At 58.8% G+C, this 1,734-nt stretch carries 1 protein-coding gene; it reads left to right on the top strand.

Going from position 1 to position 1,734, the window contains the following annotated elements:
- The first annotated feature begins 142 nt into the window (after positions 1-142).
- Positions 143-1,570, top strand: coding sequence for an ISNCY family transposase (locus FHX14_RS32715; protein ID WP_003586421.1), 1,428 nt, complete (start codon positions 143-145; stop codon positions 1,568-1,570).
- Positions 1,571-1,734: the final 164 nt, after the last annotated feature.

The following is a 1,734-nucleotide window of genomic DNA, read 5'->3' on the forward strand; positions in this document are numbered from 1 at the left end:
TGTAGGAGCTATTTAGTAATGCGACAGTTGGGCCAGTTAGAGATGCGACAGTCTCGCCTCTCGACGTGCTGGTCAATGCCAACGTTGGGAGCAAGGATGACGACTTTCAGCCTGGTCGAGACCATGAGCGGTCGGAGTCGTCATGTCCTGTTTGATCACCATGTCGCAGAAAGAATTGCATCGCCTCGAAGTTGTTCAGAAGATCCGTGATCGACGCCTGAGCGTCGTCCAGGCGACTGAGATGCTCGATCTCAGCCGAAGTCAGGTTCATAGGCTGCTGCAGGCTTATGATCGTTCCGGTGAAGCCGGTCTTGTTTCGAAGAAGCGATCACGGCCGAGCAATCGGCGCCACAGCGAGGATTTTCGCAATGCGGCGCTGGATCTGATCCGCGAACGCTATCCGGATTTCGGTCCGACGCTGGCACGCGAGAAACTGATCGAACTGCATCAGATTTCGGTCGCCAAGGAGACGTTACGCCAATGGATGACCGAGGCCGGCATCTGGATCTCGCGACGCGAACGCAAGAAGCGGGTTTTTCAGCCGCGCGGCCGGCGGGATTGTCTCGGCGAGCTCGTCCAGATCGACGGTTCGCATCACTGGTGGTTTGAGAACCGCGGTCCCAAATGCGCCCTGCTCGTCTACATCGATGACGCCACTGGCAAGCTCTTACATCTGCGCTTTGCCGCCTCTGAGAACACCTTTGACTATCTACACGCGACGAAGGCTTATCTGCAGCAATGGGGCAAGCCGATTGCGTTTTACAGCGACAAGCACGGTGTTTTCCGCAGCACGCATGCCTCGATGAAGGACCGCACGAGCGGTCTGACGCAGTTTGGCCGGGCGCTTTATGAGCTGAACATCGACATCATCTGCGCCAACACCCCGCAGGCCAAAGGTCGCGTGGAACGCGCCAATCAGACGCTGCAGGATCGATTGGTCAAGGAACTACGGCTGCGCGGCATCAACACGATCGAGGCGGCAAACCTCTATGCACCGGCGTTCATTGCGGATTTCAATGCTCGTTTCGGCAAGCCGCCGCGCAATCCGAAGGACATGCATCGACCGCTGGCCGCACATGAGAACCTCGATGCCGCCATGTGCCGGAAGGAGGTCCGCACGCTGTCGCAGTCCCTGACGCTACGCTACGACAAGGTGTTGTTCATCCTCGATCCGACGGAACAGGCCAAGGCGCTGGCGGGTAAGAAGGTCGTCGTCTGCGACTATCCGGACGGTCGCCTCGAGATCATGCACGAGAGTTTTGCCCTGCCCTACAGAACCTTCGATAAGTTGCGATCGATACATCGACCCGAAGTCGTCGACAACAAGCGTTTGGACGACATGCTTTCGATCGTCGCTGAGCTGCAGGCTGGACGTGAACTGCAGCGCAGTAAGAGCGGCCCGCGCCGCACCGGTCAGACGGATCATATGTTTGGGATACCGGATGGTAGCCAGGGCAACGGTTATCAAAAGCGTGGTCACAAGCCCGGCCGGCGGACGGACTTCATGAACGATCCGGAAGTCATCGCCAAACGGCAGAAGGCGCTGGCGCGGATGGAGGCTGCGGAATGAATGGTGTCGGCATAGTCTCAAAGCTAAAGCCGGAGGGTGCCTCTCACCCGCCCCCTCCCTACCCTTGCAACCCGGCCCAGCCGGTTCGGTCGGGGGCTGATCGCCAGTGCCAGTGTCGCGTTTCTAACTGGCTGGCGGCGCCGCACCTCTAACCAGCTTTGACA

This window comes from Rhizobium sp. BK619 (assembly GCF_014195245.1).
Taxonomy (GTDB): Bacteria; Pseudomonadota; Alphaproteobacteria; order Rhizobiales; family Rhizobiaceae; genus Rhizobium; species Rhizobium acidisoli.

Coding starts and splice junctions, on each gene's coding strand:
- FHX14_RS32715 (WP_003586421.1), top strand. CDS start 143: ATGTCCTGTTTGATCACCATGTCGCAGAAAGAATTGCATCGCCTCGAA.